A 19,733-nucleotide genomic window follows, 5' to 3' on the forward strand; every position below is an offset into this window, starting at 1 on the left:
CAATTATACCGGCCATCCCCCACCCGAACGCGGGTGGGGGATAGTCGATCAGGAAACATCCAAGGGCCTGACGTTACTCCACCGTAACAGACTTGGCCAAATTCCTTGGTTGGTCGACATCGGTCCCTTTTGCGCAGGCCACATGATAAGCCAGCAACTGCACGGGGACTGCATAAACCAGAGGCGCGATCAGCGGGTGGACCGATGGCATTTCGATGGTGGCAAGGCAGCCTTCACCGGCTTCTTCAATCCCTTCGGCGTCCGAGATCAGCACGACCTTGCCGCCACGGGCGCGCACTTCCTGCATATTGCTGACGGTCTTTTCGAACAGCGGACCGGACGGGGCGAGCACGATCACGGGCACAGCCTCATCAATCAACGCGATCGGGCCATGCTTCATTTCACCCGAGGCATAGCCTTCGGCATGGATATAGCTGATTTCCTTGAGCTTCAGCGCGCCTTCCATGGCAAGCGGATAGTCCGGACCCCGGCCGAGATAGAGCACATCACGCGCCGGCGCGATCAGATGTGCCATTGCCGCGATATCTTCATCATGGGCAAGCGCGGCGTTCAACGCAGCAGGTGCCTCGATCAAATGGCGGACGATGTCACGTTCTTCTTCCGCCGACAGCTTTCCCTTAACCAGCGCAAGATGAGCCGCCAAAGCAGCCAGAACCGCAAGCTGGCAGGTAAATGCCTTGGTCGACGCGACGCCTATCTCCGGCCCGGCATGGGTGGGTAACAGCAGGTCGGCTTCGCGCGCCATGCTGGATGTCGGCACATTGACGACTACGGCAATGGTCTGCCCCTGTTCCTTGCAATGGCGCAACGCCGCGAGCGTATCGGCTGTCTCCCCCGATTGGGATATGAACAGGGCGAGGCCCCCTTCTTCCAGTACCGGATCGCGATAGCGGAATTCCGATGCGACATCGATGTCGACAGGAACACGGGCGAAGGTTTCGAACCAATATTTGGCGACCATCCCCGCATAATAGCTGGTACCGCAGGCAACGATGGTGATGCGCTTTACGCCGGCCAGATCAAAATCCATTTGCGGCAGGGCTACGGTTTGTTCGAGCGGACGGATATAGCTGGAAAGGGTCTGGGCAACGACGGTGGGCTGCTCAAAAATCTCCTTCTGCATATAATGGCGGTAATTGCCCTTTTCGATGGCGGCGGCCGATACGCCCGATGTCGTTACCTCGCGGGTGACAGGGTTGTTGTCCTTGTCGTAGATCTGCGCGCCTTCACGTGTCACGATGACCCAGTCGCCCTCTTCCAGATAGGCAATTTTCTGGGTCAGCGGGGCAAGCGCCAGCGCGTCGGAGCCGAGATAGGTTTCGCCGTCGCCATAGCCGACGACAAGCGGGCTGCCGAGGCGGGCGCCGATCAGGAAATCCGGAAACTGGCGGAAGGCGATGGCCAGCGCGAAGGCACCGCGCAAGCGGGGCAGCACGGCCTTTACGGCATCGGCAGGCGCCAGGCCTGCTTCGACCTGTTCGGACACGAGATGCGCGACAACCTCGGTATCGGTCTCGCTTTCAAAGGTGCGGCCACGCGCGGTCAGCTCATCGCGCAACTGCTTGAAGTTTTCGATGATGCCATTGTGCACCAGCGCCACTTCCTGTGTTGCATGCGGGTGAGCATTGCTGGTGGTCGGCGCACCATGTGTGGCCCAGCGGGTATGGGCAATGCCGATATTGCCGGGGGCATCATCGGATTTCAGGACCTGCACCAGATTGGCCAGTTTCCCTTCGGCACGGCGGCGGACCAGCTGGCCGTCGTGCACAGTGCAGACGCCGGCGGAGTCATATCCGCGATATTCCATCCTCTTCAATCCGTCGACCAGCCGGTCCGAGACAGAAGATTTGCCGACAATTCCAATAATTCCACACATGAACTTTTTGCTTTCGTTAGATTGTGTAGGGGATACGGATACCCGGCATTTCTGCAGGGAAATCCTTGATATTTCGTGTAATCAAAACCCGACCGCGTATCTGGGCCGTAGCCAGAATGATCGCATCTGGCGACTTCAATCTTGGCCGTTCACGACGCAACGCGGCTGCCCGGTGAGAAATTTCATCGTCGATTTCATCAAGGCCGAAGCGACCGAGAAACTGAAGCGCATCACGTACGATCGTGTCATTGCCTTTGGACAGGACTTCGATCCATGCCACGCGGCTGACCCACATGCGCGAACCGCTCGCTGCGATACGTGTCATTTCACGATGCGCCGGATCATGTTCCAGCAGCGCGTCGATCAGTATGTTGGCGTCCAAGCTATAGCCGCTCATACTGCATTCTTTTTATGCTTCGCCGCAGCCTTTTTCGTCAGCGCCAGATAATGCGCCCGTTCCCTGTCATCATATTCGTCAAACATATCGGGCGATTCTGCGCGCAGTTCCTCATAATCGTCGTCCCATGGACGGGTCCATTCGGCGCGCCTCTTGCGGTCATATTCGTGCAGGTCGATCTCAATGCCATGCCGCGCCCACAGGCCAAATCCGGCCTCCAGCCAATCCTTCGGCGTTTCAGCGCGATAAGCCTCGACCGCCTCCCGCAAAACGGCCGCACGCGACTTGCCCTGCTCGGCCGCAATTTGGTCGAGCCATTTGATATCTTCGTCAGGTAAATCGGCGAGGATGCGAGTCATGATATACTGATATCATATCATGATATCATGTCAAGCCGCTAGTCGACCGGATCGGATCCTTCGGGATAATGCGAAACTTCGACACGCAGCCCGTCCGGGTCCGGCATGAACAGGGCAAGAGTCCCGCCCAGCTTCTGCAAACGCGCTTCAAATCCTGCATCGGTCATATGCCGGTGCAAATCTTCCACAAATTCCCGCGACGGTGCCTGAAACCCCAGATGGTTCAGACCGGCACCATAGCGTTCATAGGGGCGCGTACCATCTTGCGCTGGCCGGAACTGGAAAAACAGGCCCCGGGCATCGTGCCAGATATCCTGTCGCTTCTCTCTGAAACCCAGTCTTGGGAGGAGGTGGCGATAAAAGGTGCGGCTGCTGTCCTCGTTCGTCCATAGAATCGTCAAATGGTCGAGCGGCAGAGTGGGCAAAGGATCGATGTTTTCCATGACAGCTATTTTGGATGCCCGGTTCGGCTTTTAAAGAAAGAAAAACTAAACGCGCTTTCTTCTTTTCTATACCGGAAAGTGCGGCACGCGGATTTTGGTCATTCACCCCGGCAATGCATAATCCAGCACGTAGAAATGCGCGCCCTGTTCGATGATGATGTCCATCGTGCCGCTAATCCCGGTCAGTTCCCCGGTCCCGGAATCGGGCACTATTTCGATCCGCAGATGCTGCTTCCCCCGATTCATGGTGCCAAAATGCTGCAGGGCAAAGCTGCCGTTCCTGCCGTCCAATGTCCCGGTGACGCGTTCCATTGCCACATAGCCTGCAGACCCGTCTGTGGGCGTACGCACGGCAACCATCTGGCCGATGCTGGTCGCCTCCAGATCGCCATGAAACGTCTTGTCGAGCGTCATCCGGCCGACATCGGCGATGTTATCGGCTTGCGGTGCCATTTTGACGTCGAATGCACCTTTTGCCTGGCGTTGCACCATCTGCTGTTCCTTTCGATCCGTGGGGGCGGTCCCGGCGGCAGGGGCCGATAGCAATGCGAGGGCCAGAAATGTCCCGTGCAAAGTCTTCACTTCTTTTCCGCCTTCTTTTTCCGCATCGTGTCATGGAACCGGTCAGCCCAGCCGGGTTTCACCAACTGTTCGGCACGCACCATGCGCAGGTCGCCATCGGCAACATCCCGGCTGACGGCGCTACCCGCGGCCACAATGGCGTCACGACCAATTTTTACCGGAGCGATCAGCGCGCTGTTGCTGCCAATGAAGGCCCCTTCGCCGATCACTGTCTGATATTTGAAATAGCCGTCATAGTTGCAGGTAATGGTCCCTGCCCCGATATTCGCGCCTGCGCCGATGGTCGCATCGCCCAGATAGGTGAGATGGTTGGCTTTCGCGCCTTTGCCCAGATGGGCCTTTTTCGTTTCGACGAAGTTACCGATCTTGGCTTTTTCTTCGAGCACCGTGCCGGGGCGCAAACGGGCAAAGGGGCCGACTTCGCATCCCGAACCGATGGTCGCCCCTTCGATATGGCAATTAGCGCGGATTTTCACATTGTCGGCGACGGTCACGCCGGGTCCGAAAAAGACATTGGGTTCGATAAGCACATCGCGACCGAGTTTGGTATCCCAGGAAAACCAGACGGTCTCAGGCGCAATCAGCGTCGCGCCATCCACCATTGCCTGCACCCGCCGCCGCGCCTGCCACTCGCCCTCCATCGCGGCCAGTTCGCCCCGGCTGTTGATGCCCGTCACGTCATAGGGGTCGGTTTTGACTACATAACAGTGCCGCCCGTCCTGTGTCGCGATGTTGACGATATCGACCAGATAATATTCGCCAGCCGCATTGTCGTTGGTAACCCGCGCCAGCAACGGAAACAGGTCCTTTGCCTTCACCGCCATCAGGCCACTGTTGCACAGCTTTGTCGCGCGCTGCGCTTCGGTCGCGTCCTTATGCTCGACCATCCATTCGATCCGGTCGTTCTGTGTGACGATCCGGCCATAGGCTTGTGTATCCTCGGGCTCGAAGCCGAGCACCACAACTGCGGGATTGTCGTCGGCATTCAACCGGTCGATCATCATCTGCATCGTCGAGGTGGGGACAAATGGCACATCGCCATAGAGAATCAGGACATCGCCATCAAAACCCGCCAATGCTGCTTCGGCCTGCTGGACCGCATGGCCGGTGCCATGTTGCGGCTCCTGCACGGCAAGTTCTGCAGACCCGGCCAACGCAGCCTCCAGCTGTTCCTTGCCGCTGCCGACGACAACGACCTTTTTGGCGGGATTTAACGCATCGACCGCATCCATGAGATGCATCAGCATGGGGCGGCCCGCGATCGGGTGCAGCACCTTGTGCAGGTCGGATTTCATGCGGGTGCCCTTGCCCGCGGCGAGAATGATTGCGGCGATCTGTGTCATGCGCCGCCTCATGCCAGCAAATTGTTGCGGTTTCCAGAACTTGCCGCCAATTGCTGTCGATATGACTCAAATTCCTTTCGACATTATCGGATTCGACCTCGACGGCACACTTGTCGACACCAGCGGAGACCTGACCGCCGCGGTGAACCATGTTCTGGAAACGGTGGGCCGGCCCTTGCTGTCGACCGAAACCGTGAAGCAACATATTGGCGGCGGTGCGAAGCTGATGCTGCAACAGGGGCTGGAGGCAACAGGCGGCATACCGGGTGATGATTTCCGTCCACTCTACCGCCAGATGCTCGGCTATTATGAAGCCAATGTCTCGGTCCATAGCCGCCCCTTCGATGGCGCGCTGGACGTGCTGGACCAACTCGACGCCGTGGGCGTGCGCTATGCGGTCGTCACCAACAAGTTTGAAAGCCTCGCGGTCAAGCTACTCACCGACCTAGGCCTTGCCCATCGCATGGTTTGCATTTTGGGTGCCGACACGCTGGGCAAGGAAAATGCCAAGCCTTCGGGTGCGCCCATTTTCGAAATGGTGAAACGCGGCCAGGCCTTAGGCAGCGGCGGCAGGGCGGCCTATATTGGCGATTCCATTTATGACGTCATGGCGGCGAAAAATGCCAATGTGCCCAGCATCGCCGTCAGCTTCGGCTTTCTACACGGCCCCGTCGAGGAAATGGGTGCAGATGCGGTCATCGACCATTTTGACGAGCTGCTCCCCACATTGCGCAATCTAGGCTGACTTGCGCCACTTCACCCACAAATGCCGGGCAAGCATCATCGGCGGCATGCGCAGCCAGTGCGACCGGATATAGAATATCAGACGCGTAAATTTATGGGTGCCCCGCCCCCAATTGTCGCGTGCGATGAGGCGGCGGACATAATGCTTGTCCTGCCGGTGCCAGCGCCGCCACGGATCCGGAATCTCCGTCCCGTAGAGCCGGTGGGAAAGACGCACAGCGCGCTCGACCGGCGCCAGCAACTGGTGCTGGGCAGCACGTCTTGCAAGTTCAGCCCAAAATACGTCGTCCGCCCATTCGTCGATCAGGCAATGAATATCCCACAAATTCCGCAAGCCACCGTCCAGTTCGCCATCGGCAAAAAGATGCGCGGCACTGTGGATCAGCATGTCCGCCGGGCTCAAAACATAAAGGCCATTCGCGAGGCAAGCCGCATCGGCCAGCATGGCGGCCGCATCCGGACGGGGTCGCGCGGTCAGGGGCAGGATCGTATGGTGCACGTCAATCATGCGATCCCGCTCTTTATGGATCAGCGGGGGCAACTCATGCATATGGTCGCGATAATAGGCATCATCATAAGCGTCGTCTTTGACCCATTCCCATCCGGCCTTTAGCAATGCCGTCTCGACCTGGGGCAAATCGCACTGCGCAACCATGATGTCGAGATCACCGATATGCCGTCCCTCGCCCGCCTTCAGGCCCGCGGCGACATAGGCCGTTCCCTTCATCAGCACGACCTTGCCGGAATAATCCACCAAAGCCCGCCGCGCACAATCCGCCTCCCACAGGGCGGAGCGGCGTTGATATTCGGCATTGACGCGGGCCTCTGCCAATATGTCGGATACAGCGTCGGGCACGGGCAGGCCCGACAATCTGCGTGCCAGCGTCCCTAACAATTGTTCGACCCGCGCTATGGTGAGCAGCGCCGTCCATCCCGCCGGATCCAGACGGGCTGTCCCTGACGGGTCGCGCAGTGCATCGACCAGGATCATGCCGTCATGGGTCATGCGCATTCCGCCCAAAGCTGGTTCACCAATGCTTCGGCCTCAATCCCGTCGCGATAGTCAATGGCGCGGGCGGGCACCGTCTGGACAAAACGCGTCAGCGTGGTGAAACCCCGTTCGCCCAAAGCGACATAATTTGTAGATGCCTGCGTCAGCCGCATGAACACCTCGCTTGGTGCCACATCGCGCACGGCAGGGTCGAAACCGAAACTCGGAAACAGCAATAGCGCAGGCTTTGCCGGACGTGCCATGTGCGCGATTGCATCCGATGGCGGAACCAGATGGCGGATATCGCCCTTCGGCGTGGCGGGCATCAAGGGACCAAATCGGCCGTCAAGCGCGGTGGCCAGCATGGCACCAATAGCCTGGTTTTTGAGGCTGATAAGCCGGGGAAAGGGCACCGCATCGCCGCTATCCAGGTCAACCAGAACAAATTCATCACCCATGAAGCGCCAGCCACGATGCCCCAGCATGGCGGCCAAAGTCGATTTGCCCGATCCCGACTGGCCTGTCATGATCAGGGCCTTGCCATCTTTTTCAACGGCACTGGCATGCAGCAACAAATGCCGCCGCCAGCCGAGCGCCATTTGCAGGTTCATGGCCATTTCCGCGGCAAGCAGCCCTTGCGCCAATGGCAACGGCGCCGCGTCGGGCAGCATATAATCGCCGTTGATCGCGACCGATTGCCGGACAAAGCGGCGCAGCAGACTAACCGGTTCCAGCCGCACGGTATAATCGGGTATCGCGGGCACCGGATAATCCCGGTACAATTCCGCCAACTGGTCCAACGGACGTTTCCATTGCGAGCCGATCCGAAAAGCGGCTGGCCCTACCTGAACCCTGAATTCATGCATGGCATCGCTCGACAAGTCCGAGGTCGGCCAGTTCATTCAGCCGTGCGGCAATGATGTCCAAAGCCTGCGTGCCGTCAAAATCGAATTCCGCCGCCAAACGCTGCGCCACCTCGTCGGCGGTCAGGATGTCCGAACCCATTGCGGCCAGTATTTCAGGGGCCGGCTCCGCCACGAAATGGGTGATGCCCGACCGGCGCTGATATACCAAAGTCAGCGAATCCAGCGGCGTAACCAACATCTGGTCCGCCGGTTCCGCTCTGTATTTTTGGCTTTGTGACGCCGTCATGGGCGCATTGGGTAAAGCCCCAGCGTTAAAATTCAATGTTTAGGGTCAGAACCTAGCGCGACATTTGCAGGCTGGCGTAGCAGGTGAACCCGCTCTGTCCGCTTTGCAGACGGCGGATATAATTTACATAGGCCTGGCTCTGTTCATAGCTGGTGCCGGGCAGACTGCGGCCACGCAGGGCGGCCTTTACCTGATCGCCGGTGAATTTCTGACCGGTTGCCGGGAACGAACCCGGTGTATCGCGTGGAACAAGCTTGCCATAGCTGTCGATATTCATGCCGGTTCCGTGCGGGCCGGGAACCGGAATTTCGCAGTTCATGACCGATGCCGCGGACTGTGCCAGTGCAGGCCGCACCGATACAATGGCCGATGCAGTAGCCGCACCAAGCATCAGCGCGCGACGACGGCTCGTTGGGCTGTTCAACGGATTGGGGCTTTTTGCGTCATCTTCCATATTTTTGGCCTAGCATATTATGTCCGCAATTCCAGTCGCCACGCTTGCACGACAGGACAGCGTCTATATGTGGGACATTATCCGCGGCAAAAGCTAATAGATGGTTTAGCGCGAAGCGGGAACGGGAACAGGTGTTTGAATGGGGATAGTGTGAATAGCTGGTTATCACCCCGGGTTCTTTTCGCCGTTGCGCTTGCCGTCATCGGTGCCGTGATCGCAGGGCAATTGCACGGCGAGGTTGAGCGCATATTGGTGACGCTGATTTCCATGCTGATTGCGCTGTTCGTTGCCGCCGATCCGCATGATCCGGATAATGAAGCTCCGGTGCTCACACCTGCGCAGTCCTTTATCGATCCGGGCGCTATCACCAGCCATCCCCAGTTGCAGTCTTTTATCGACGCGTCGAACGACGCGATCCTGATCGTGGAAAATTCCCGGGTCACTGCCGCCAACCAGTTTGCGCGGCAATTGCTGGGCGTCAATATTGTCGGGCAGAATGTGCGCATCGCCTTTCGGCATGCCGGTGCGATCGAGCGCCTGACCGATCCCGATGCGCAGCATACCGGGCATCCGATTCGCCTGACCGGCATCGGCCAGCAAAGCCAGATGTGGGATATGCGCATCCAGTCAATCGGGCCGGGGCAGAAAATGGTGCACCTCGCCGACCGCAGCGGCGCGCAGGCCGCAGAACAGATGCGCGTCGATTTTGTCGCCAATGCCAGCCATGAACTGCTGACCCCGCTTGCCGCCGTCAAAGGCTTTATCGAGACGCTGGATGATCCTGCCGCTGCCGACGATCCCGAAACAAGGGGGCGCTTTTTGGGGATCATGGCAAAGGAAACCGACCGGATGCAGGCGCTGGTCCGTGACCTCATGTCGCTGTCGCGTATCGAAGCGGAAAAATATGACCCGCCGCAAACGCCGGTCGACTTTGCGCAGATTGTCATGGAAACCGTCGATCATCTGCGCGCCAGCCAGAAAGAGCGCGGGAGCGACATTGTTCTCGATATCACGATCGATAACTCGCCCGTCATGGGTGATGCGGGGCAGTTGCGGCAGCTTGCCAGCAATATCATAACTAACGCCATGAAATATGGCCGTCCCGCCACCCCGATTACCGTCACCTTGGCGCAATCGCGGTCGGGCGCGATGCTTACCTTTGCCGTGGTCGATCAGGGGGACGGAATCGCGCCCGAACATTTGCCGCGCCTGACAGAGCGTTTCTACCGCGTCGATTCGGGCCGCAGCCGCTCGGTCGGGGGAACTGGTCTCGGATTAAGTCTGGTAAAACATATTGTCGACCGCCACCGCGGACATCTGGAAATCCGCAGCACTGTCGGAACAGGGACCAGCGTGTCGGTATTGTTACCGATCGCCCCAGACACTGTCATATAAGTGTCACACAAGAGTCATTTATCGGCCATCTACTGAAGCTATTTGCGCCACCGGGCATGGGTTCGCCATGATAGTTCCAATCGAGGGAAACAGGTAAATGATGAAGAAAATCTCGCTTATCGCCATCAGCGCGCTCGCGCTTGCGGCATGTAATGACCAAGCCAGCACCGGCGGTGCAGCGGGCGGATCGCGCCAGGAAATCCGTATTGTCGGTTCGTCGACCGTTTTCCCTTTTGCCAAGGCTGCTGCTGAAGCATTTGCCAAGGCCGACAGCTCGCGCAAGTCGCCGGTTCTCGAATCGACCGGCACCGGCGGTGGCATGGAACAGTTCTGCAAAGGCGTCGGCGCGGAAACGCCCGACATCACCAACGCGTCGCGCCGCATCAAAAAGAGCGAGTTTGAAAACTGCCAGAAAAATGGCGTGAAGGACATCATCGAAATCCAGGTCGGCATTGACGGCCTTGCGCTTGCACAATCGAACAAGGGCACGAAGTTCGCCCTGTCGACCGCCGACGTTTACAAGGCACTGGCGGCCAATCCGTTTGGCAAGCCGCAGACCGCAAAGCTGTGGTCGGACGTAAACCCGTCGCTTCCCAAGCTGCCTATTTCGGTTTTCGGCCCGCCCACAACATCGGGCACGCGCGATTCCTTTCATGAACTGATCATGGAAGCAGGCTGCAAGACCGACGCTGCCACCAAGGCATTGAAGGACACCGACGAAGACAAGTTCAAAGCGATCTGCACCGAAATCCGCACCGATGGCGCATTCAAGGAGCAGGGCGAAAATGATAACCTGATCGTGCAGAAGCTGGACGCCAACCCCAATATGGTCGGCATCTTCGGCTACAGCTATATGGAAGAAAATGCGTCCAAGGTGCATGGCATCACGATGGACGGCGTCAACCCCACCATCGCCACCATCTCGGACGGCACCTATCCCGGCGCACGCAAGATGTACATCTATGTGAAAAAGGCACACATCGATAAAATTCCGGGCATCAAGGAATTTGTCCTCGAATTTCTGAAAGGTGGTGCCGTTGGCGGATATCTCACGAAATTGGGCATGATTGCGTCCACCGATGCCGACTATAAAAAGGCTATGGACGCTGCCAACGGCCTAAATGCCATGGACGGCGCAGATTTGAAATAAATCTGCAACATTCCTCGCGTCTATGGGCATGGATCGAATCTCTATTTGATCCATGCCCAGTGTTTTTGGTGCGTAATTTTCTCAATTTTCCGGCCTTTGGGCCGAAGGGGGCTAGGTTAGGTATATGACTGGAACGGCGTTGCTCTTCCTTGTCCTTGGCCTCGGGTTGGTGGCGTGGATCGTCGGGCGTGCGCGCGCGGCGACATTTGTGCGCGCCGCAAAGGGCGGTCCGCGTGGCCAGGTGAACAGCCTGCCTTCCTATCATGGCTGGTTTGTTGCGGTATGCGCCGTCGTCCCTGCCGTGCTTTTCATGTTTATCTGGCAATCAATTTCGCCCGCGCTGGTCACCAACATGGTCCTGTCCGCACCGGCCGCGTCCGACTTGCCACAAGACGGATTTTCGAGGGCGGCAATTCTGTCCGAAGCCCGCGCCATCGCGCAGGGGCTGCAGACAACCGCGTTCCAGGCACAGAGTGAAAAGCTCGCGCCGCTCTATAAGGACGCCTTATCCTATTATAGCTGGATCGGCATGGCGGGCACACTTGTGTTGCTATTTGCCGGCGGTGCCTTTGCCTTTACCCGCCTGAAACCGGATTTCCGCGCCCGTAACAAGGTTGAGCGACTGGTCATGGTCGGGCTTCTGTTTGCATCCCTGATCGCCATCATCACAACGCTTGGCATCTTTGCCTCGCTGATCTTTGAATCCTATCAGTTTTTCTCGATGGTATCGCCGTTCGAATTCCTGTTCGGCACCGACTGGAATCCCAAAAGCGTCGTCACAGCGGGCGCCGATAATGGCTATGGCGCCATTCCGCTTTTTTGGGGCACCATCTTCATCGGCGCGATCATCGCCATGCTGGTTGCGATCCCGTTAGGATTGATGAGCGCGATTTTCCTGACCCAATATGCCTCGTCCAATGTGCGCAAATGGATGAAGCCGATCCTTGAAATCCTCGCCGGTGTGCCGACTGTCGTCTACGGCTATTTCGCGGCGCTGACGGTTGCGCCTACGGTCCGTGACTTCGCGGTCATGCTGGGCGTCAGCAATGCCGCATCGGACAATGCGCTTGCCGCGGGCATTGTGATGGGCGTGATGATCATTCCGCTCGTCTCGTCCATGTCGGACGACAGCATCGCCGCCGTGCCCAATGCGATGCGCGACGGCAGCCTTGCCATGGGCGCCACCAAGAGCGAGACGATCAAGCAGGTGTTGCTTCCTGCCGCGCTGCCCGGCGTGGTCGGCGGCGTCCTGCTTGCGGTCAGCCGTGCAATTGGCGAAACCATGATCGTGGTGATGGCCGCCGGCTACACCGCCAATCTGACCGCCAACCCGTTCGACACCATCACCACGGTTACCGTGCAAATCGTGGCACTGCTGACCGGTGACCAGGATTTTGGCAGCCCCCACACCCTGGCGGCTTTTGCGCTGGGTCTGGCGCTGTTCGTCACTACCTTCTTCCTCAACTATGTCGCTCTGCGCGTGGTCAAACGCTATCGTGAAGCTTATGAATAACGCCACCATCGACCCCACCCCCACCGACTGGAACGGCGCGGTGATGCAAAAGCGCATCGCCAAACGCTATGCCGCCGAACGCCGGTTCAAGGCGATGGGCTTCATTGCCGTTGCGCTGTCGACCCTGTTCCTGGCCTTTCTGCTGTTCACCATGCTGGGCCAGGGGCTGCGCGGTTTCCAGCGGACGGAAGTTGCCGTCGAATTTGATTTCCCGGCCCTGACATCGGGCGCGACCGCCGCGTCGATTACCGGACCCAATGCCGACACGACGCTGAATTCGATGGATATCCCCGGCATTGTCGAGCTGGCCGTCAGCCAGCAATATGGCGATCAGGGAAGCGAATTGCTGACATCGGCGGCTGCCGCCAACGTGCGCCAGATGCTGGCCGACAATCCCCAACTGGTGACCGCAAAACAGACCCTGTGGCTGCCCGCCGAATCCCGTCTTGATGTCGCCTATAAGCGCAAAGGCGAACCAGCGTCTGAAAAAACGGTTGCCGCGCTGGAGCAGAAGGATGCCTTGCGCAGCGGTTTCAACTGGACCTTCCTGACCGGTGCGGATGCGACCGACCCGTCGGCGGTGGGCATCTGGGCCGCGTTCAAAGGGTCGTTGATGACCATGGCGATTACCCTGCTGCTTGCCTTTCCGGTCGGTGTTTTTGCCGCGCTCTATCTCGAAGAATATGCGCCCAAGAACAAGCTGACCGACATGATCGAGGTTTCGATCAACAATCTTGCCGCTGTTCCCTCAATCATCTTTGGCTTGCTGGGCCTTGCGGTGTTCCTGACCATGTTCGGTATGCCGCGCTCCTCGGCATTGGTGGGCGGTCTGACCCTGGCGCTGATGACCATGCCGGTCATCGTGATCGCCGGCCGCAACGCCGTCAAATCCGTCCCCCCATCCATCCGGGAGGCCGCGCTTGGCATTGGTGCATCGCCGGTGCAGGTGGTATTCCACCATGTCCTGCCGCTCGCCCTGCCCGGCATTTTGACCGGTACCATTATCGGCATGGCACGCGCACTTGGTGAAACGGCGCCCTTGCTGATGATTGGCATGCGCGCCTTCATTCCGTCGCCACCGCAGGGTTTCACCGATGCGGCCACCGCATTGCCGGTGCAGATCTATCTGTGGTCGGATGAAGTCAACCAGGGCTTTGTCGAAAAAACCAGTGCCGCGATCATCGTGCTTCTGATATTCCTGCTGGGGATGAACGCCCTCGCTATTTACCTGCGCAACCGTTTCGAAACGCGCTGGTAACAGATAAGAAAAGGACGCCATTGTGGCCGAAACAACCGCCAACCCGAAGATATCGACCCGCAACGTCAACGTCTATTATGGCGAGAAAAAAGCGATCGATAATGTGTCGATCGACGTCGACATGGACAATGTCACGGCCTTTATCGGCCCGTCGGGATGCGGCAAGTCGACCTTTTTGCGGTCACTGAACCGGATGAACGACACCATCGTCGGCGCTCGGGTGGAGGGCAATATCCTCCTCGATGGTCAGGATATCTACGCCTCGTCCATGGATGTGGTGCAGTTGCGCGCGCGCGTGGGCATGGTGTTCCAGAAACCCAATCCTTTCCCCAAATCCATTTACGACAATGTCGCCTATGGTCCGCGCATCCACGGCCTTGCTGCCGGTAAGGCGGAACTCGACCAGATCGTTGAAAGCGCACTGACACGCGCGGGTCTTTGGGGCGAAGTAAAGGATCGCCTCGGCGACAGCGGCACCGCCCTGTCAGGTGGACAGCAACAGCGTTTGTGCATTGCCCGCGCCATCGCCGTCGATCCGGAAGTCATCCTGATGGACGAACCCTGTTCCGCGCTCGATCCCATTGCGACGGCGCGTATCGAAGAATTGATCCACGACCTTCGCGGCAAATATGCGATCATCATCGTGACCCATAATATGCAGCAGGCTGCGCGCGTGTCGCAGCGGACCGCATTTTTCCATCTGGGCAATTTGATCGAATTCGGCGAGACTTCCGAAATATTCACCAATCCGCGCGAAGATCGTACTAAGGATTATATTACCGGCCGTTACGGCTAAAGGATCGCAGATATGAGCACTGGCACGAAGCACACTGTTACCGCCTTTGACGATGATATGGACGAAATCCGCGGCCTGATCGCGGAGATGGGTGCGCGCGCGGAGTCTGCGGTCAAGGCCGCGATGAAGGCCCTGGGCGAACATGATACGGAATTGGCCGCGGCGACCCGCGCCGAGGACAAGATTATCGACACACTCGAAACCGAAGTGGAAAAGCTCGTCGTACGGACGATCGCACTTCGCGCGCCTATGGCGGACGATCTGCGCGAACTGATCGCTGCGCTTAAAATGTCCGCGGTTATTGAGCGTATCGGCGACTATGCCAAGAATATCGCAAAGCGCGTCCCCCAGATGGAAGCCAAATCGGCGCTTGCCGGCAATGAACAGCTTGTCCGCATGGGGGAAATCGTCGTCGAGATGATCCGGACCGCAATGGATGCTTATGCGAAGCGTGACATTGATCTGGCCCGTGCGGTAACCGCGCGCGATGATGATGTGGACCAGTTGAACAAAGACCTGTTCGTCGACTTCGTCGCTTATGTTGCAAAGAATCCGAAAATGGCGACCGAAGTTGCCCATTTGCTGTTCACCGCCAAAAATCTCGAACGCATTGGCGACCACACAACGACCGTGGCGCAGATGATTTACTTCACCGAAACCGGCGAAAATCTGCCCGACGCCTGATAGGAAGAGTGCGATATGCCCAAGGCACAACTGCTATTGGTTGAAGATGACAGTGCACTGGCCGAACTGGTCCGCTGGCATTTCGAACGTGAAGAATTTGACGTAAGGCACACCGGCGACGGCGAGGAAGCGTTGCTGATGGCGCGCGAACATGCCCCCGATCTGGTCCTGCTCGACTGGATGCTGGAAAATCTGTCCGGCATCGAGGTTTGCCGTCAACTGCGCAAGACCGACAACACCGCCAATGTTCCTATCATCATGTTGACGGCGCGCGGCGAAGAAGATGACCGTATCCGCGGCCTTGAAATCGGCGCGGATGATTATGTCACCAAACCGTTCAGCCCGCGCGAACTGGTCGCCCGTGCCAAGGCCGTGCTGCGCCGGGTGCGCCCCGCACTTGCCGGGGAGTCGCTCCGTTTTGGCGATGTCGAAATGGACACCGTTGCCCACAAGGTAAAACGCGGCAACAAACAGGTGCCGCTGGGCCCGACCGAATATCGGCTGCTTAAGCATTTCCTTGAATATCCGGGCCATGTGTTTTCCCGCGAACGCCTGCTCGACAGCGTTTGGGGCCATGACAGCGATATCGAAATCCGCACCGTCGACGTGCATATCCGCCGCCTGCGCAAAGCCCTCAACGAAGGCTTTGACAGCGATATCATCCGGACGGTGCGATCGGCAGGTTACTCGCTGGATCAGGACGCGGTTTAAAACCGCGTTCCCTTTAAAACTCGATCTGCATCCGGGCGGCCAGAACGTCTACAGAGTAATCGCGTTCGTCCACGGGAACCGTGGAAAGCGGATCGACCGTCGCAGCCAGAGGTCCGCCTTCGACATTGACGCGTCCATAGTTCACCATGAAGCGCAGATAGTCGATCGGATACCAGTTCAATCCCAGTAGATAGCTGGTCTGCGTTCCGCCACGGCCCAGGCGGCTGTTCAACGCAGCAAGCGTCGAAGTACCGGTGGCAAAATTGTTGGTTACGCCATTTTTCAGGGCATCGTCATCGAGATCAAGATAATCGAAACGCGCCGCAATCTGGAACGCACCCAAACCACCCTTGGTAACGGGGTTCTTGATCTTCGGCCGGCTCCATACGCCGAGCTTGTTGTTATATCCGCGTGTTTCACCGGTCAGGAATGTACCAATTTCCGCATAGGCACCAAAAAAGCCCGGATTTTCGGTAGGAACGACGGCAATATTGCCACCTGAAAACGCATCAAGACCCGTGGCAACATCGCCCGCCTTATAGGCATTGGTCTTCAGCCATTGCGCTTCGCCGCTGATGTAAAATTGCTTGAAGATGGCGGCCGCCTCCAGACCGATGATCTGGTCGCTCTTTGCGGCAAAGCTGCCGGTGTCGACGAAACGGATATCGGTCAACTGGCTGCCAGGGCGCGCACGATAACGGGCAAGCTGGTTTGTCGATGGGGACAGCAGTGATGCCGAAGTGGCGCCTGCATTGTTGGAGGTAAAATCGCGATACTGGTAAGTCGCGCCCAAATGCAGTTGCGTATCGCCAATTTTGGGGGTGAAGTGGATGCGGGTCGCCCCAATCCAGCCGTCATTATCCAGACTGCTGTCGATGGCATGGCCCGCAAACAGGCCAGCTTCGACAAAGAAATCATTGCTTTTGTTATGCCACGCCACGGCAGCGCCCAACCGGCGTGCGTTGATGAAAGCATCGTTGAAGCTGTTGCGCTCAATGAAGGTCACATTGTTGGAACTAGAAATCTGCTCCATGCTGTTCAGCGATTCAAAATTGCCGACGCGGACCACGATGGGCGCGTTTGCCGGATTATAGGTCAACCAGACATCGCCAAAGGCTACGCCGCTATTCGCAAAGTCAGCCTCCACCTTATAGCCCAGATTTCCGGGGATTGTCCCCTCCATTCCCAGCCGGACGCGGCGTACACGTGTTGCAAATCCGAGATTTCGGCTTTCAAGCGCGCCGGGTTCGCTCACAGCGCCAGCGTCGATATGGATTCGCCCGCGCGGCTTGAAGCTCCAGCCGCCATCGGCAGTGGTTTCGGGTGCTCCCTTCCACTTTACTTCGGCAACAGGCTTTTTCTGCACTGCGTCGACTTTGGCTGCAATTGCCGCAAGCTGTTCTTTCAGCGCCGCCACCTCGGCGCGCAGGGCTTCGACCTCGGCATTGCTGTCCTGCGCCTGGGCCGGTGCAGCGACTAACGCAGCGGATATCAATGCGGTGCTCGCCAGCCAACGTGTTGCAGTCATCTTAAATTCCCTCGATCCGAATTAGGTGTGACGCCTAGACAACAATTATATTACTTTAGAGTGACTCAAAAATTTCTCTTTTGTGACAGTCCACAGTTGATTTGCTTTACGCTTGCGTAAACGTAAACATCATGCCAAGGCTTGCCCCGCATTGGCGTGCTTCGGCCGCCTTATTCATGGAGATTGATTATGACCATCAGCTTTAAAGACAAAGTCGCTATTGTGACCGGAGCGGGCGGCGGATTGGGTAAGGCCTATGCTCTGGAACTCGCAAAGCGCGGTGCCAAGGTGGTCGTGAACGATCTGGGCGGCGCGCGCGATGGCACCGGAACATCCGACGCAGCAGCGCAGGTCGTTGAAGAGATCAAGGCTGCGGGCGGCGAAGCGATGGCCAATGGTGGCAGCGTTACCGAATATGAGCAGATGGTCGAAATGGTTGCCAAGGCGAAAGAAGCCTGGGGCGGCGTCCATATCCTGATCAACAATGCCGGTATCCTGCGCGACAAGAGCTTTGCCAAGATGGAAATGCCCGATTTCAATCTGGTGCTTCAGGTCCATGTCATGGGTTCGGCCAACTGCACCAAGGCCGTTTGGGACACGATGCGCGATCAGGCCTATGGCCGCATCCTGATGACCACATCGTCGACCGGTCTGTACGGCAACTTTGGCCAGGCCAACTATGGCGCTGCAAAGCTGGGCCTTGCCGGTCTGACCAAGACCCTGCATCTGGAAGGCGCGAAATATAATGTCCGCGTGAACTCGATCGCACCGGTCGCCGGAACCCGCATGACCGAGGATATTTTCCCCGAGGGCCTGTTCGCACAGTTCACCCCCGAAAATGTCGTTCCCGCCGCGCTGTACCTCGTCAGCGAAGATGCACCGACCAACATGATCATCGGCGCCGGTGGCGGCGGATATCATGCGGCCTATGTCACCATGACCCCGGGCGTCGCCCTGCGCGAGGACGAGCGTACCGTCGAAGGCTTTGCCGCCGCATGGGACAAGATCATCGACCGCACCGGCGAAACCGTCCCGCAATCGGGTGGCGAGCAGTCGATGGCCGTTATGAAGGCATTGCAGGCACTGGGTTAAAACCCGTCCGCATAGGAATAAAGGGGCCCGGACGATGTTCCGGGCTTTTTTATGTCGCAACCAGTTTCATCAGCTTGCGTTCGACCGGTGCCAGCACGGGGCCGAGCTCATGCCCGCGCTTCAGGACGGCACCGCCCTCGCCGACCAATACCCACTGCCCCTGCTTGTTGCGCAGATCGGGCCGCTTTTCGATGCGGTATTCTGGGCGTTCGGTCGCGCGGCGGAAGGCGCTGAAGATCGCGGCGTCGCGACCGAGATCGATGGCATAATCACGCCAGTTGCCCGCCGCGACCATGCGGCCATAGAGATTGAGGATCTGGGACAGTTCGGCGCGGTCAAAGCCGACCTGGTTGAGGCGGTTGGCAACGGGGAAAGGTGTAATGACCGAGCTCAAGCGCCCTTTGCCTCCTTGGTGGAACGGCGCTTTGCCGGCACAGGGGTGGCTGCCGCAGCGTCGCGTTCGGCCATCAGTTCCGCAACCTTTTTGCGCAGCGTTTCAATCTCGCATTGCATGATTTCCAGGCTTTGCGTCGCCGGATCGAACATTTCCCGGCACGGTGTGCCATAGGGCATGAAATCCTTGGCGTAGGTTTCGGCCTTTACCAGTGTCGACCGCGCTTTCTGGCCGATCATGGTGGCGCCCGCAGGCACATCATCCGTCACCACTGCCGCAGCACCGATACGCGCGCGTTCACCCACGGTAATCGGTCCCAGGATCTGCGCACCGGAACCGATGATTGCATTGTCCAAGATGGTCGGGTGCCGCTTGCCAGCCGCGCCATTGGTAGGGTTCGTCCCGCCCAGCGTGACATTCTGGTACATGGTCACATTGTCGCCGATTTCGGCGGTTTCGCCGATCACGCTAAAGCCATGATCGATGAAGAAGTTGCTGCCGATCTTCGCGCCCGGATGGATATCGATGCCGGTCATGAAGCGCGAAAAATGGTTTACCAGCCGCGCAAGGAAAAACATGTGCCCCAGAAACAGCCAGTGGGCGACACGGTGGTAGGCGACGGCCCAGACGCCGGGATATAACAGAATCTCCCACCGCGAACGTGGCGCGGGATCACGGGCCTTTATCGAGTCCAGATATTCGATGAGATTTGAAATGAACATATGCGTCCCTGCCCTCTGCTATCCGGAGCCTTTCGTCAAAGTTAGGCGATATGTTACATGATTTCCAGTGCTGCGGCCGAAATTGCACCGAAAAAGCTGGTTTAAATCGGTAAAAGCGATTATTGGCC

The 19,733-nt window shown here is 58.2% G+C and carries 22 protein-coding genes; 9 read left to right on the forward strand and 13 right to left on the reverse strand.

The genetic code is table 11. The features are described 5' to 3' along the window. Positions 1-73: 73 nt before the first annotated feature. The 6 genes from glmS to glmU form a co-directional block, all read right to left on the reverse strand. A complete protein-coding gene (gene glmS, locus FOM92_RS08500; RefSeq protein ID WP_143776449.1) occupies positions 74-1,897 on the reverse strand; it encodes a glutamine--fructose-6-phosphate transaminase (isomerizing) in 1,824 nt (607 codons plus the stop codon). A 16-nt stretch (positions 1,898-1,913) separates the two neighbouring features. Continuing rightward, positions 1,914-2,294 (reverse strand): PIN domain-containing protein, encoded by a 381-nt coding sequence (locus tag FOM92_RS08505; protein ID WP_143776450.1) that lies wholly within the window; start codon positions 2,292-2,294, stop codon positions 1,914-1,916. Next, positions 2,291-2,653 carry a ribbon-helix-helix protein, CopG family gene (locus FOM92_RS08510; protein ID WP_143776451.1) on the reverse strand — a complete coding sequence of 121 codons (363 nt, stop codon included), beginning with the start codon at positions 2,651-2,653 and terminating at the stop codon, positions 2,291-2,293. Before FOM92_RS08510 ends, FOM92_RS08505 begins: the two co-directional genes overlap by 4 nt. A 38-nt stretch (positions 2,654-2,691) precedes the next feature. Then, on the reverse strand, positions 2,692-3,096 hold the full coding sequence (locus FOM92_RS08515; protein ID WP_211347381.1) for a VOC family protein: 405 nt from the start codon (positions 3,094-3,096) through the stop codon (positions 2,692-2,694). A 102-nt stretch (positions 3,097-3,198) separates the two neighbouring features. Next, complete coding sequence (locus FOM92_RS08520) at positions 3,199-3,678, reverse strand: DUF3224 domain-containing protein (protein ID WP_211347382.1); 480 nt, start codon at positions 3,676-3,678, stop codon at positions 3,199-3,201. Next, on the reverse strand, positions 3,675-5,021 hold the full coding sequence (glmU, locus tag FOM92_RS08525; protein ID WP_143776452.1) for a bifunctional UDP-N-acetylglucosamine diphosphorylase/glucosamine-1-phosphate N-acetyltransferase GlmU: 1,347 nt from the start codon (positions 5,019-5,021) through the stop codon (positions 3,675-3,677). The genes FOM92_RS08520 and glmU overlap by 4 nt, the downstream gene beginning before the upstream one ends. A gap of 61 nt (positions 5,022-5,082) precedes the next feature. On the opposite strand from glmU, the gene FOM92_RS08530 reads away from it, so the two are divergent. Further along, positions 5,083-5,766: an HAD hydrolase-like protein gene (locus FOM92_RS08530; protein WP_143776453.1), complete on the forward strand. Its 684-nt coding sequence runs from the start codon at positions 5,083-5,085 to the stop codon at positions 5,764-5,766. Here the strand turns inward: FOM92_RS08530 and FOM92_RS08535 are convergent. The 4 genes from FOM92_RS08535 to FOM92_RS08550 form a co-directional block, all read right to left on the reverse strand. Continuing rightward, a complete protein-coding gene (locus FOM92_RS08535) occupies positions 5,758-6,771 on the reverse strand; it encodes a nucleotidyltransferase domain-containing protein (protein ID WP_143776454.1) in 1,014 nt (337 codons plus the stop codon). The two genes, FOM92_RS08530 and FOM92_RS08535, sit on opposite strands and share 9 nt — an antisense overlap. Beyond that, complete coding sequence (locus FOM92_RS08540) at positions 6,768-7,658, reverse strand: HprK-related kinase A (protein WP_246087230.1); 891 nt, start codon at positions 7,656-7,658, stop codon at positions 6,768-6,770. Before FOM92_RS08540 ends, FOM92_RS08535 begins: the two co-directional genes overlap by 4 nt. Then, positions 7,615-7,860, reverse strand: coding sequence for an HPr-rel-A system PqqD family peptide chaperone (locus FOM92_RS08545; RefSeq protein WP_170226832.1), 246 nt, complete (start codon positions 7,858-7,860; stop codon positions 7,615-7,617). The genes FOM92_RS08540 and FOM92_RS08545 overlap by 44 nt, the downstream gene beginning before the upstream one ends. Positions 7,861-7,960: 100 nt before the next feature. Continuing rightward, the gene (locus FOM92_RS08550; RefSeq protein WP_143776457.1) at positions 7,961-8,362 is read right to left on the reverse strand and encodes a hypothetical protein; all 402 of its coding nucleotides are present in this window, start codon (positions 8,360-8,362) and stop codon (positions 7,961-7,963) included. Between the two features lie 150 nt (positions 8,363-8,512). On the opposite strand from FOM92_RS08550, the gene FOM92_RS08555 reads away from it, so the two are divergent. The 7 genes from FOM92_RS08555 (at position 8,513) to phoB (ending at position 15,869) form a co-directional block, all read left to right on the forward strand. After that, complete coding sequence (locus tag FOM92_RS08555) at positions 8,513-9,757, forward strand: ATP-binding protein (protein ID WP_143776458.1); 1,245 nt, start codon at positions 8,513-8,515, stop codon at positions 9,755-9,757. A gap of 97 nt (positions 9,758-9,854) precedes the next feature. After that, complete coding sequence (locus tag FOM92_RS08560) at positions 9,855-10,907, forward strand: substrate-binding domain-containing protein (protein WP_342778176.1); 1,053 nt, start codon at positions 9,855-9,857, stop codon at positions 10,905-10,907. A 124-nt stretch (positions 10,908-11,031) separates the two neighbouring features. Next, positions 11,032-12,420 (forward strand): phosphate ABC transporter permease subunit PstC, encoded by a 1,389-nt coding sequence (pstC, locus tag FOM92_RS08565; RefSeq protein WP_143776459.1) that lies wholly within the window; start codon positions 11,032-11,034, stop codon positions 12,418-12,420. Continuing rightward, positions 12,413-13,678 carry a phosphate ABC transporter permease PstA gene (pstA, locus tag FOM92_RS08570; protein WP_143776460.1) on the forward strand — a complete coding sequence of 422 codons (1,266 nt, stop codon included), beginning with the start codon at positions 12,413-12,415 and terminating at the stop codon, positions 13,676-13,678. Before pstC ends, pstA begins: the two co-directional genes overlap by 8 nt. A 22-nt stretch (positions 13,679-13,700) precedes the next feature. Next, positions 13,701-14,474 (forward strand): phosphate ABC transporter ATP-binding protein PstB, encoded by a 774-nt coding sequence (gene pstB, locus FOM92_RS08575; protein WP_246087231.1) that lies wholly within the window; start codon positions 13,701-13,703, stop codon positions 14,472-14,474. Between the two features lie 12 nt (positions 14,475-14,486). Then, positions 14,487-15,158 (forward strand): phosphate signaling complex protein PhoU, encoded by a 672-nt coding sequence (gene phoU / locus FOM92_RS08580; protein ID WP_143776462.1) that lies wholly within the window; start codon positions 14,487-14,489, stop codon positions 15,156-15,158. Positions 15,159-15,173: 15 nt separating this feature from the next. Next, positions 15,174-15,869 (forward strand): phosphate regulon transcriptional regulator PhoB, encoded by a 696-nt coding sequence (gene phoB, locus FOM92_RS08585; protein ID WP_143776463.1) that lies wholly within the window; start codon positions 15,174-15,176, stop codon positions 15,867-15,869. 13 nt (positions 15,870-15,882) lie between these two features. Here the strand turns inward: phoB and FOM92_RS08590 are convergent, their stop codons facing one another. Further along, a complete protein-coding gene (locus tag FOM92_RS08590; RefSeq protein ID WP_143776464.1) occupies positions 15,883-17,397 on the reverse strand; it encodes an OprO/OprP family phosphate-selective porin in 1,515 nt (504 codons plus the stop codon). A 189-nt stretch (positions 17,398-17,586) separates the two neighbouring features. On the opposite strand from FOM92_RS08590, the gene FOM92_RS08595 reads away from it, so the two are divergent. After that, entirely contained in the window at positions 17,587-18,489 is a 903-nt protein-coding gene (locus FOM92_RS08595; RefSeq protein ID WP_143776465.1) for an SDR family NAD(P)-dependent oxidoreductase, read from the forward strand. Positions 18,490-18,538: 49 nt separating this feature from the next. Here the strand turns inward: FOM92_RS08595 and FOM92_RS08600 are convergent, their stop codons facing one another. Together FOM92_RS08600 and epsC are read right to left on the reverse strand one after the other, a co-directional pair. Next, positions 18,539-18,883 (reverse strand): DUF2794 domain-containing protein, encoded by a 345-nt coding sequence (locus tag FOM92_RS08600; protein ID WP_143776466.1) that lies wholly within the window; start codon positions 18,881-18,883, stop codon positions 18,539-18,541. Next, positions 18,880-19,605, reverse strand: a complete 726-nt coding sequence (epsC, locus tag FOM92_RS08605; RefSeq protein ID WP_143776467.1) for a serine O-acetyltransferase EpsC — start codon at positions 19,603-19,605, stop codon at positions 18,880-18,882. The genes FOM92_RS08600 and epsC overlap by 4 nt, the downstream gene beginning before the upstream one ends. Positions 19,606-19,733 lie beyond the last annotated feature (128 nt).

Origin of the sequence: Sphingorhabdus contaminans (genome assembly GCF_007280415.1) — a bacterium.
In the GTDB taxonomy this organism is placed as follows: Bacteria; Pseudomonadota; Alphaproteobacteria; order Sphingomonadales; family Sphingomonadaceae; genus Sphingorhabdus_B; species Sphingorhabdus_B contaminans.

What these genes read in the sequence shown, in the direction of transcription:
- glmS (WP_143776449.1), bottom strand. Translation starts at nt 1,897, where the DNA reads ATGTGTGGAATTATTGGAATTGTCGGCAAATCTTCTGTCTCGGACCGG.
- FOM92_RS08505 (WP_143776450.1), bottom strand. Translation starts at nt 2,294, where the DNA reads ATGAGCGGCTATAGCTTGGACGCCAACATACTGATCGACGCGCTGCTG.
- FOM92_RS08510 (WP_143776451.1), bottom strand. Translation starts at nt 2,653, where the DNA reads ATGACTCGCATCCTCGCCGATTTACCTGACGAAGATATCAAATGGCTC.
- FOM92_RS08515 (WP_211347381.1), bottom strand. Translation starts at nt 3,096, where the DNA reads ATGGAAAACATCGATCCTTTGCCCACTCTGCCGCTCGACCATTTGACG.
- glmU (WP_143776452.1), bottom strand. Translation starts at nt 5,021, where the DNA reads ATGACACAGATCGCCGCAATCATTCTCGCCGCGGGCAAGGGCACCCGC.
- FOM92_RS08530 (WP_143776453.1), top strand. Translation starts at nt 5,083, where the DNA reads ATGACTCAAATTCCTTTCGACATTATCGGATTCGACCTCGACGGCACA.
- FOM92_RS08535 (WP_143776454.1), bottom strand. Translation starts at nt 6,771, where the DNA reads ATGACCCATGACGGCATGATCCTGGTCGATGCACTGCGCGACCCGTCA.
- FOM92_RS08540 (WP_246087230.1), bottom strand. Translation starts at nt 7,658, where the DNA reads ATGAACTGGCCGACCTCGGACTTGTCGAGCGATGCCATGCATGAATTC.
- FOM92_RS08545 (WP_170226832.1), bottom strand. Translation starts at nt 7,860, where the DNA reads ATGTTGGTTACGCCGCTGGATTCGCTGACTTTGGTATATCAGCGCCGG.
- FOM92_RS08550 (WP_143776457.1), bottom strand. Translation starts at nt 8,362, where the DNA reads ATGGAAGATGACGCAAAAAGCCCCAATCCGTTGAACAGCCCAACGAGC.
- FOM92_RS08560 (WP_342778176.1), top strand. Translation starts at nt 9,855, where the DNA reads ATGATGAAGAAAATCTCGCTTATCGCCATCAGCGCGCTCGCGCTTGCG.
- pstC (WP_143776459.1), top strand. Translation starts at nt 11,032, where the DNA reads ATGACTGGAACGGCGTTGCTCTTCCTTGTCCTTGGCCTCGGGTTGGTG.
- pstA (WP_143776460.1), top strand. Translation starts at nt 12,413, where the DNA reads ATGAATAACGCCACCATCGACCCCACCCCCACCGACTGGAACGGCGCG.
- phoU (WP_143776462.1), top strand. Translation starts at nt 14,487, where the DNA reads ATGAGCACTGGCACGAAGCACACTGTTACCGCCTTTGACGATGATATG.
- phoB (WP_143776463.1), top strand. Translation starts at nt 15,174, where the DNA reads ATGCCCAAGGCACAACTGCTATTGGTTGAAGATGACAGTGCACTGGCC.
- FOM92_RS08590 (WP_143776464.1), bottom strand. Translation starts at nt 17,397, where the DNA reads ATGACTGCAACACGTTGGCTGGCGAGCACCGCATTGATATCCGCTGCG.
- FOM92_RS08595 (WP_143776465.1), top strand. Translation starts at nt 17,587, where the DNA reads ATGACCATCAGCTTTAAAGACAAAGTCGCTATTGTGACCGGAGCGGGC.
- epsC (WP_143776467.1), bottom strand. Translation starts at nt 19,605, where the DNA reads ATGTTCATTTCAAATCTCATCGAATATCTGGACTCGATAAAGGCCCGT.